Source organism: Candidatus Roizmanbacteria bacterium CG_4_9_14_0_2_um_filter_38_17 (genome assembly GCA_002788855.1).
In the GTDB taxonomy this organism is placed as follows: Bacteria; Patescibacteriota; Microgenomatia.
This window is the reverse complement of sequence record PFSB01000002.1, coordinates 1-6,387: the sequence shown is the minus strand read 5'-3', so window position 1 is coordinate 6,387 and position 6,387 is coordinate 1. Positions and strand designations below refer to the sequence as shown.

At 36.1% G+C, this 6,387-nt stretch carries 9 protein-coding genes; 7 read left to right on the top strand and 2 right to left on the bottom strand.

The window, feature by feature from the left end:
* The first annotated feature begins 29 nt into the window (after window positions 1-29).
* The 4 genes from CO050_00140 (at window position 30) to CO050_00125 (ending at window position 2,059) form a co-directional block, all read left to right on the top strand.
* Window positions 30-602, top strand: a complete 573-nt coding sequence (locus CO050_00140; protein PJC32378.1) for a hypothetical protein — start codon at window positions 30-32, stop codon at window positions 600-602.
* Between the two features lie 221 nt (window positions 603-823).
* Complete coding sequence (locus tag CO050_00135) at window positions 824-1,537, top strand: hypothetical protein (protein PJC32377.1); 714 nt, start codon at window positions 824-826, stop codon at window positions 1,535-1,537.
* A gap of 60 nt (window positions 1,538-1,597) precedes the next feature.
* Window positions 1,598-1,792, top strand: coding sequence for a hypothetical protein (locus CO050_00130; GenBank protein PJC32376.1), 195 nt, complete (start codon window positions 1,598-1,600; stop codon window positions 1,790-1,792).
* 6 nt (window positions 1,793-1,798) lie between these two features.
* Window positions 1,799-2,059, top strand: coding sequence for a hypothetical protein (locus tag CO050_00125; GenBank protein ID PJC32375.1), 261 nt, complete (start codon window positions 1,799-1,801; stop codon window positions 2,057-2,059).
* 4 nt (window positions 2,060-2,063) lie between these two features.
* Here the strand turns inward: CO050_00125 and CO050_00120 are convergent, their stop codons facing one another.
* Window positions 2,064-2,486, bottom strand: coding sequence for a hypothetical protein (locus CO050_00120; GenBank protein PJC32374.1), 423 nt, complete (start codon window positions 2,484-2,486; stop codon window positions 2,064-2,066).
* A 23-nt stretch (window positions 2,487-2,509) separates the two neighbouring features.
* Between CO050_00120 and CO050_00115 the strand changes: the two genes are divergently transcribed.
* Window positions 2,510-2,782: an NrdH-redoxin gene (locus CO050_00115; protein ID PJC32373.1), complete on the top strand. Its 273-nt coding sequence runs from the start codon at window positions 2,510-2,512 to the stop codon at window positions 2,780-2,782.
* On the opposite strand, the gene CO050_00110 is transcribed toward CO050_00115, so the two are convergent.
* A complete protein-coding gene (locus CO050_00110) occupies window positions 2,779-4,812 on the bottom strand; it encodes a hypothetical protein (GenBank protein PJC32372.1) in 2,034 nt (677 codons plus the stop codon). The two genes, CO050_00115 and CO050_00110, sit on opposite strands and share 4 nt — an antisense overlap.
* Before the next feature lie 698 nt (window positions 4,813-5,510).
* Here CO050_00110 and CO050_00105 point away from each other — a divergent pair.
* Both CO050_00105 and CO050_00100 read left to right on the top strand, forming a co-directional pair.
* Window positions 5,511-5,735: a hypothetical protein gene (locus CO050_00105; protein ID PJC32371.1), complete on the top strand. Its 225-nt coding sequence runs from the start codon at window positions 5,511-5,513 to the stop codon at window positions 5,733-5,735.
* Window positions 5,736-5,768: 33 nt separating this feature from the next.
* A partial coding sequence (locus CO050_00100) for a dihydrolipoamide dehydrogenase (protein PJC32370.1) occupies window positions 5,769-6,387 on the top strand: 619 nt, incomplete at its 3' end.

Below are 6,387 nucleotides of genomic sequence, written 5' to 3'. Positions count from 1 at the left end.
ATCTTCATACTATTGAGTCACTTTTTTCAATGAAAGAGTATTGCAAAAGAGAAGTAATTTTTGAACCAGGAGACAAAGATAAAGTGTTTATTGTTAAAACCGGTCAAGTAGAGCTGTATCAGTTAACTCCAACTGGAAAGAAGACAATTATTGAACGGCTACTGCCCGGGAGCTTTTTTGGTGATTTGGGTACAGAAGGAGAATCAGAATTGTTCGTTGAAGCTACAACTGACTCATATGTATGTTCACTTCATAAAGACAGGTTTTTTACATTAGTGAGCCAGTACCCGGAACTGTCAGAGAAACTCATGAAGCAGTTATTCAATAGACTTGTACACGTTGAAAAACGCATGTCATCGGTTGCTGCAGATAGTGCGTTCCAGCGATTAATCAAACTTTTTCTCAACCTTGGGAAAAAAAGCAAAGAAGATTATATGGAAATTTCTGATAAATTTACTCATGAAGAACTTGCTCAAATGCTTGGTATTAGCCGCCAAACCGTGACTACGATCATCAATCAACTTGAGAAAAAAGGATTAATAAAACGTAAGGGAAAGTCGATTCAATTCAGTTCTACTCAACTGAAGCAGTTTACTTCATAATTGTCTACTTTGTCCGACACGCGACAGATTTTTCAAGAATCGTTTCATATCATTGAAACAATGAAAGGTATAACTGTTTGTTGCGATGGAGATGACTCTTTTATTGAGGAACTTTTGTTTTTAGCCTCTAAGAAGAAAAAACAGATTAAAAAAAAGAGAGCAAAACCTCTTGTAAAAAAATTATTTAATAGCATAGTGAACTCATCCAAGATGGAAAGAAGGTGAATCTATGGGAAATAAAAAAATACTTATTTCTATTTTTTGGAGCAATGATTATTGCTATAATCGGATTTACTTTCTTAAAGGGAAGTAGTAACCAATCATCGCAACAAAATATTCAGAATACTGAAGTATCGGAATCATCTGTCAAAGTTCAGAGTGTTCAGACGAATTTTGGCAAAATTCCTTCTGACGTTACCATTCTGAAAACTGATTACGATACAGCGACTGATCTAAAAGCAAAATACAACATTACTATGCAAGATTCTTTTGTCCAGGTAGACAATGAAGGCAATGAAATTTCAAAATGGAATAGTGGTGGTGAAGGAATTAAAATTTTGCTCGTGGTCAGTTTCACGATTGCTTCTCTATTGCTGGCAACCCTCGTACGGGTTTTAGGAATTCCTGCTGATACAGTACGCTTGTTCGCGGTTGGGCTGCTGGTATTTTTTGGCCTGAGTATGGTATTCCCCAGTATTTGGGAAAAAACTCAGGGCTGGATTGAGCGGTACTGGCATTTTCAACCATCTCAAAACAAAAACAGCGGGTTTGGCGGTGGGTTTATTACCGGAGTGGGCTTGGGAATTGTCTGGACTCCGTGTATTGGACCAGGGCAGACCGAGCTCTGCAAGCCTGGACACTCAACAATTTGCCGAAATCTTGGACTCAAATTACAACCACTTTTGAAAACAGCGTTAATGTCGATTCACAACTAGAAAAACTGAAGGGAAATAATCAGGTGACAAAAGCCCTTCGACAAAGTTCAGGACAAGCTAATCCAGGAGAGACCGTTATCAGGTGTGAATGACCAAGCAAATGAAACACCCATTACTATTACTTTCTGCCCGCTTTGCGGCTCAGCTTTGGCTTTTGAACGAACAGTAGACGAGGTAATAACGGAGTTTGGCGTTTCTGGCAAGCTTCACAATAGCGATCTGGTGATATATGACCGCTATGAAGGTAATCTCTGACAACAAATTACCGGAGAAGCAATTGTCGGCCCAGCCGCCAGACGCAACGAAACACTAGTGAAAGTTCCGATTACTACTGTCGAATGGAGTCAATGGAAGACTGAGTATCCTGAGACAGAAGTGCTTTCCAGAGATACAGGGTTCTCCAGAAATTATGGTCAAATTAAAGTTACAAATATAGAAACTGGAGAAGAAATTATACCCATCCGCCTCTTCTGGTTTGCCTGGGCTGCATTCCATCCTAATACAGAATCGTACGTGAAATAGATCGTTACAACGGCCTTTCCTTTATTTTAATTAGAAAAAAAGATATTAGTAACACACTGATTGTTGTTGCAGTTATTGCTTGCCTCGACCAGTAATCAACTTCGTTGATAATGCCTATAAGATGAAAAAAATGAATAAATTCATCTGCAAATAAACCTAATCCAATTGGTCTCAAATATGTTGAGACTTTTCCATGAAAAAAGAGTGATACGAATACAAATAAGATTCCAAGATACATATGATGCCAAAGGTCTTGCTTTTGGGAAAACATGAATGACATATCCCAAAAAAAGAACAATGCTATTCTTGTAAAGAATATAGTGATAATAAAAATGTATAGTGAGAAATATTTGCTTATACGATCAGTCATACGTTTATTGTAATAGATTCCAGCTTGTTTTGTCGTGCCACGGACATATTTTAGCATGCGAATAATCTATAATTCATTTTATGAAAATAAAACTGTATGGAGCAACATGGTGTCAAGATTGCCGAAGATCAAAACAATATCTCGATGATAAAGGAATAGATTATGAATATATTAATTTGGAGAATAGCCCGGACGCAGTGAATGAAGTGCTTAACATCAACAATGGGATGCAATCCATACCTACTATACTTTTCCCAAACGGCATAGTCCTCGTAGAACCATCAAATGAAGAGTTGCAGAAAGCCATAGATGCCAATAAAGATTTTATTATCTTTCGTAAAACAAAAAATTAATTTCTTTTTTTTGATTTTATATACAAACTTATTCCTATAGAAACTGCGGCAAGAAGAATTCCTAATCCAAGAAATCTGGGATCTATCCTAATATTTTCGAAATTTTCTATATTTTTAACACTTGCTCCAATACTTACAATTGCGACTGATCCGGGCAAAGATCCTATTGCTGTTGCGGCTATGAATTTCCAGAAAGGAATTCTCAGTGCTCCGGAAATATAACTCAATAAATCGTATGGGAACCCTGCCAACCGAAAAATAAGTATCCCTTCAAATGCATTTTTCCGAATGGAGCCATGTATATGGGATTCTTTTGCTCTATCTTTGGATTCACTAGAGAAAATTGTTTTACCTAAAAAATACGCGACTGTACTCGATAGATTGCTTGCAATGACAGTTAGAAATAATCCTTTCCAAAATCCGTAAAGCGAGCCTGCCAGGAGTGTTAAAACGGTTGCTGAAAATGATATCGTAGCCCGCAAACTATATATAAGAATAAAGTATATGGCTCCCGCTTTCGATGTAAATAATTGCGCTAGATTTCGTGCAAGGAGTGTAAGATTGTAGTCCAATGATTGTAAGTATTGTAATAAAAATACTGCAATAATGACCCACAATATGATTGCGATTATACGCATACTATGAAATTTTAAGAACGTATATATATTATGTTTTAGTGAATTTTTAAACTCGTTGAGAAAATGCACATACAAATTGTTAAAGCTATTAAAATATGTTGGATATGGTGTCATGAAATTTGATAAACCAAATATAGATACCTTCTTTTGTATTGCCAATGTGAAGAAATTAATAATATGTTCTGAAAAATTGCCGACAATACTTGCACCAACAATTCTTCCGGTCAACATATGGATAAAAATTATTCCGAATAACTTTGATTGTTCCTCGATTTTTGCTCTATCTGATGTGGAAAAATCTATCTCGAATCCTTTAATGAATGTTTCTTCCTGATTCAGACCTACACTTGCGATTGGTGGATCACTAAAGGTAACCGCCGGAAGTATCGCCCGCTTTCTTTGCACCCAGGGAAGGAGTATTTTAGATACAACGAATCTCCCATGATTATTAGCAAGATGAGTAAATTTTGCTTCAGGAGTTACATCACCGATTGCAAAAATATGATGTTTTGACGTTTGCAAATTATTATTCGTTCTTATTCCATCCGAGTCGTACACTATACCTGCATGTTCAAGTTTCAGAGTCTTAACATTAGGGTTTCTTCCAAGCGCAACAAGGTAATATTCACTTCCTGGAATAGATACTATTTTTTCGTTTTGCTTATTAAATAGATCAAATGATTGTGAATGGTTGTTATATAAAAAACTTTTTATATCTTCGTAGATATCGACAGCTAATTCCTGTAAAGATAATGTAACGATGTCTGTAGTCCTTCGCGGCTGGTTAGAGAGAAGTGCAGAACGTACTATCATTCGGACTTTTGTATCCATTTTTGCAAATGCCGTTGCCATTTCTACGCCGATTGGACCTCCTCCAATTATAGTCAATGTTTTTGGAATTCGTTCTAAATCAAACACGGACTCATTCGTTAGAATCCGCTCTGATGGAATTCCGGCAATGGGAATAATATTAGGGGAACTGCCGGTTGAAATAATTGCGTGCTTAAATCTAATTATTTGTTTTTTCCCAAATGTCTGTGTTAATTCTAATTTGTGGTCTGATATAAAACATGCTGTTCCAAGAACATAAGGGATATTATTGCTATGTAAAATGTTTATATCTTCATGCTCAATCTCATGAATTGTATTCCTAATTTTAATAAATATATTTTCTTTAGATATTTCAGAAGTACTATTTTTGGATGAATGATATGTATGAGCCAAATGAAGAAAACGTTTGCTTGGAATACAGCCTGTATGAGTACAATCTCCTCCAATATCTTCGGAGACAACAAAGACATTCTTACTAAGTTTTGCCAATCCGACCGCAACTGTCAGACCACCGGAGCCTGCTCCAATTACAACATAATCATACGATTTTACTGGCGTCATTGTAGCTTAATTGAATTAAATAACATACTATTAAAAGAGTATACTTATTTAATTCATTAAATACTATCGTCGAGCCGACAATAATAATTTTTTCTTATTATCATCAGTATGTCGCCCAGTTGACGGAATATTTATATACAACTTCATATAATATTATTATGAAAAAACTTATCGAACTTTGAAAGACTAATTGTGAACATTGTGAAGCAGTAAAACCTGTTGTTGAGGAACTTGAAAAAGAAGGGTATATATTCGAAAAGCAAAATATTGAAGAGCAAGAAGGCTTCACACTCATGCATGATTATATAAAAGAGATTGATAAAAATAATGAAATACAAGGATATGAGACAGGCTATATCTACACTCCAACGTTTATCAATTCTGAAACGCGAAGAGTTATTGCATTCAGTGATCGTGAGCTAAAGAAAGATGAGCTCATAAAACTTGCTCAGGGAGGTGATCTGAAATGATGAGACATGGAAAACATTGTAACTGCATGAGGTGTTCAATGGGAAAAACTGTTGGCATGATAGAAAAATGTACAGATCAGCATTGTACGGATCCAAATCATACAAAAAAAGAAAAGGCACAAGAAGAAATGAACCTAAAAAGGGAAGATAAATAATATAAATTAAAAATTGGTTTACAATGGAATAGTAAGCAAAAATTATTTAACTTAAGAAAGGAGGTGGAATAATATGGATAGCAATCAAATGACATGCCCTGTGTGTGGAGCGCATTTTAATTCTCAAGAAGAAATGGATTCACACGCAAAACAAATGCATGGTAATCAAGGTAGTCAGCAAGAACATGCGATAACGTGTTCTAAGTGTGGATTCAATGCAAGCTCAACAAGTGAAATAGAAAAGCATAACAGCGAGATGACAAGTGACCCGAAGCACAGCATGACCGGTCAAATGTAATGAAGTCATAAGTGATAAAAATTTATAAGAGCTATGAAGAAGTTTGATGTTTTAGTGGTCGGTTCTGGTGCCGGTCTTGAAGTAGCTTCCTATGCTGCTCAAAACGGCATGTCGGTTGCATTGGTCGAAGAGGGCAGCTTAGGTGGAACATGCTTAAATAGAGGATGTATTCCGTCTAAAATGCTTATTCATTCAGCGGATGTGGCCGAAACTATTAAAAACAGTGAGAAGTTTGGAATCAAAAGCAATATAGAAAATATTGATTTTGCATCAATTATTAAAAGAGTATCTGAAGTTGTAGATACAGATTCAAGTGGAATTGAACAAGCAGTAAGAAAAAGTGGTAATCCTGTCCTTTATAAAGTCAGGGGTAAGTTCATTGCTCCTAAACGAATGCAAGTTGGTAAGGAACAAATTGAGGCAGAAAAAGTCTTTATTGTGGGAGGAACAAGACCAACGATTCCGCCGATTCTAGGTTTAGAAACTACACCATATCTTGATAGCACAAAAGCTCTAGGACTAGAGAAACAGCCAGAACATTTAATAGTTATAGGTGGTGGGTATATTGCGGCAGAGCTTGCTCATTTTTATGGAGCCTTAGGAACTAGAGTTACAATTTTAGTCAGGGGTAATCTCATGTTAAGTAACGAGG

Excerpts from the sequence above, each read along its gene's own strand:
- CO050_00140 (PJC32378.1), top strand. The coding sequence starts at position 30 with ATGAAAGAGTATTGCAAAAGAGAAGTAATTTTTGAACCAGGAGACAAA.
- CO050_00120 (PJC32374.1), bottom strand. The coding sequence starts at position 2,486 with ATGCTAAAATATGTCCGTGGCACGACAAAACAAGCTGGAATCTATTAC.
- CO050_00115 (PJC32373.1), top strand. The coding sequence starts at position 2,510 with ATGAAAATAAAACTGTATGGAGCAACATGGTGTCAAGATTGCCGAAGA.
- CO050_00110 (PJC32372.1), bottom strand. The coding sequence starts at position 4,812 with ATGACGCCAGTAAAATCGTATGATTATGTTGTAATTGGAGCAGGCTCC.
- CO050_00105 (PJC32371.1), top strand. The coding sequence starts at position 5,511 with ATGGATAGCAATCAAATGACATGCCCTGTGTGTGGAGCGCATTTTAAT.